Source organism: Pseudarthrobacter sp. 01T43 (genome assembly GCF_056398665.1).
The window spans coordinates 1-2370 of the sequence record NZ_JBFTPV010000054.1 but is presented as its reverse complement, the minus strand read 5'-3'; the positions used below and the strand labels follow the sequence as shown (position 1 = coordinate 2370).

The window sequence follows — 2370 nt, the reverse complement described above, 5'->3', positions numbered from 1 at the left end:
GGACATGTCCGTGATGCCGCGCTTGGCCAGGGCGGCCTGGACCTCGGGGTTGGCCCGGCAGGACTCTTCACCCTCGGCGAACTCGTCGAGCATGAACGGGGGCTGGACGTGCGCGCCGAGCTGGACCCATTTGGACACGATCCCGGATTCCAGGTCCACGATCGCTTCGTAGGACCGGGCCTCGGCCCGGTCAACGAGGACCGCGTCCGCTTCACGAACCGTCTGAGCGCCGCTCCGGAGCAGTTCCTTCTCCGGCTCACGCAGCTCAATACTGATAAAACGGAACGATTCCGCCGCGGCCGGCCCGTCCTTCAGGATCGCAGCCGCCCGGGAAATCTCCGCACGCGACAACGGATCCAAAGGGTGGGCTACCCCAACCTCGGCGTGAATTTCAGTGTTGAGAGTCATGGTTTTCTCCTTGGTACTTTCTTGAGGACGAGATCCCGTGGTCTGGCACCCGACGTGCTTTGCTACCACGAGTAGGACTTGGCGAATGCTGTGGCGGACACTCAGCTACTGGAAACCTGCCTGTGAGACTTGCAGGTTCCTGGTCCGCGCTTGGCTGGCTCCCCCAAATTGTGGTGGGCCAGTGGATTTCTGCCCTGAACCCCTGCTGCACATACGCCAGCCACGTGCTTTCCAAGAGTCAAGTTAAGACTCCTAAAACATTTGGTCCAGCATTTTTAATGAAAATTTTTTTGTTTGTTACGACGCTCATTTGAGACTCGCTCAGATTGCCAGCACAAACCGCCCATTCCGGCGGCGCGGGGCTCCAACATGCCGGGCGACCTGAGAAAGCCGAACTGACTGTCAACCAAGTGGGGCGGCACGCCAGACGGCTTGGGATCAGAATCTCAGCACGCCTAGGCTCTTGGAACGGTGGCCAGCCTGCCCGTACGAAGCAACGAAGTCGCGGCCGCGCGCACGGGGATGCAAAGAAGTCGTCGAAAAACTTACTGGACTAAATGTTTTACACATCGTAGCTTGACGCGTGGGAAGCAAGTGACCGACATCACTCCAAAAGGGTTCAGGGCTAAAGTTCGCCGGACCGTCACGGGGAAGGGAGCCGGCGACGCGCGGACCAGGTACTCACAGCCCACTAAGGCCGCAGGATTTCTTTCCTAGGCAAAGAACCAAAGGAGAAAACATGTCTCTCAACACTGAAATTGTTGTAAGGGGTGAAGCATCTCCTCGCTCTGCTGTCGGGGCGCCAATATCTTCTAGACGGCCATCCCCGCGGACAGGATCGACCGTCGCGCATCTGGCTCGGACGGAAACGGAGCACTCGTCGGAAAGACTGAAATTGGCGAACCGCAGTCCATTCTCACAACACAAACCTTCGACTGTTCCTATCTCCTCATTCCAGTCACAGGTCTATCGGTCATTACCAGAAATTGAGAGGGCCAGTGCGATCGTGGCAAGAATTTCCAAGGCTGTGGGCCTGGGACTGATTAAGGTAGGTGAACGCTTGCCCCCGGAAGCGGCGCTCTCGAACATGTTTGGGGTAGGCGGTGCCACACTTCGCGAGGCTTTGGCTGAACTGCGCGAACAAGGAGTCGTCGAAACTCGCAGGGGCCGGAGCGGAGGAACCTTTATTGTCAATCAGCCTCCAGCGAAAACCGACAGCATACGGGCGTGGTTTCTCTCGACGTCTATTTCTGAAATACGCGACATCGGCGACGAACATTCCGCCATATCCGCTGCCACTGTCCGTCTGGCGTGTGAGCGTGGGGAAGCACATGACTTCGATCGCCTTCAAGAACTTGGGCGAGCGCTGGTTCTAGCCGCGACCCCTGAAGTCCGAGCCTCTGCTGACAGCCGCTTCCACGTTGAGATGGCAATTTCGGCGCAATCACCGATGCTAGTTAATGCCGAAATCCGGCTTCAGGAAGAAACAGTTCAACAGCTGTGGACTCCTCTTACCACAGCATTTGAACCCGAAGTGGCAGCTGCTGATCACATGGAACTAGTCAGGGCAGTGGCCCAGGACCAACCGGAAAAGGCCCAGCAACTGGTTCTTGAGCACGTCAAACGGAATATTTTTCACCTCATCGACATGAAACTCACCCTGAGTTACGCCGCGTCAAGTCAGGAGCTCGGCCTATTACCCCGTCGGACCTTCCCCCGCATCTGACCGGAAAGGGCGCGAGTTGAACACTTGGATTTAGTCGGGGCACTGCCCCAAGAGCAACACCGAAGCGGCCCACCACATCGTGCGTGACTCTGAGGAAATACCTGCCGCCAGGTCAGGAACTGACCTCAAGTTACGCCTAATCAATTCAGGATGACCAATGAAAACCGACGATGAAGTCGTACATGCTGCTGATGCCCTCACTCGCTGGCTCAGCGGCGTCTACAACGAGACCAACG

Annotated in this window: 1 protein-coding gene and 1 pseudogene; one reads left to right on the top strand and one right to left on the bottom strand. The window is 57.3% G+C overall.

Going from position 1 to position 2370, the window contains the following annotated elements; genetic code table 11:
* A pseudogene (locus AC1DIM_RS19665) lies at positions 1–408 on the bottom strand (primary-amine oxidase); the annotation flags it as partial.
* Positions 409–1414: 1006 nt separating this feature from the next.
* Here AC1DIM_RS19665 and AC1DIM_RS19660 point away from each other — a divergent pair.
* Entirely contained in the window at positions 1415–2134 is a 720-nt protein-coding gene (locus tag AC1DIM_RS19660) for a FadR/GntR family transcriptional regulator (protein ID WP_477712158.1), read from the top strand.
* Positions 2135–2370: the final 236 nt, after the last annotated feature.